This window comes from Microvirga aerilata (assembly GCF_016743775.1).
Classification (GTDB): Bacteria; Pseudomonadota; Alphaproteobacteria; order Rhizobiales; family Beijerinckiaceae; genus Microvirga; species Microvirga aerilata.
Map to the genome: position 1 here is coordinate 1 of NZ_JAEQMY010000355.1, position 692 is coordinate 692.

The 692-nt window shown below is 61.7% G+C and carries 1 protein-coding gene; it reads left to right on the plus strand.

All coding sequences use genetic code 11. The features are described 5' to 3' along the window. Positions 1 to 63: 63 nt before the first annotated feature. The coding region (locus tag JKG68_RS32790) for a calcium-binding protein (RefSeq protein ID WP_376773258.1) at positions 64 to 692 on the plus strand (629 nt) is incomplete at its 3' end.

The following is a 692-nucleotide window of genomic DNA, read 5'->3' on the forward strand; positions in this document are numbered from 1 at the left end:
GAGACCAGCCAAATTGCTGGTCGCACGCTCGTAATAGCCGCTGACACCCTGATTGAGAATGCGATAGCAGGGGATGGGCATGATCGAATTGTGGGCAATCACGTGGCAAATCGCCTCCATGGAATGCGTGGTAACGACATACTTGATGGGGGTGCCGGGGCGGACGATCTGCGGGGCGGCCAAGGCGACGATGCCTACCAGGTGGATCAGGCAGGCGATCGTGTGACGGAAAAAGCCGGTGAGGGTGACGATTGGGTCATGAGTTCAGCGGCAAACTACACGCTCACCGCCAATGTGGAGCGCCTTTTTCTGACCGGAACGGGCAACATCAACGGCACCGGGAACGAACTCGACAACCAGATTAATGGAAACGCAGGCAACAACATTCTCAGTGGAGGCCTCGGAAACGACACTCTCCATGGCGCTGCGGGCGGCGACATCCTCGCGGCCGGAGGCGGGGACGACACCTTCATCTACTCTGGGGCCTCAACCGGCTTTGACGCAGTGGATGGCGGAGCAGGCACGGACACGATCCAGGCCACGGCGGACAACACCATCATCGGCCTGCGCTCGGTGTCGGGCGTGGAGGCGATCAGCGCGAACGGCTTTGCCGGCGTGGTGATCCGCGGCTCTGACCTGGGGCCTGTGGGCGAGAGCCTCGACTTCACCGGCGTGACGCTCACCGGGATTGT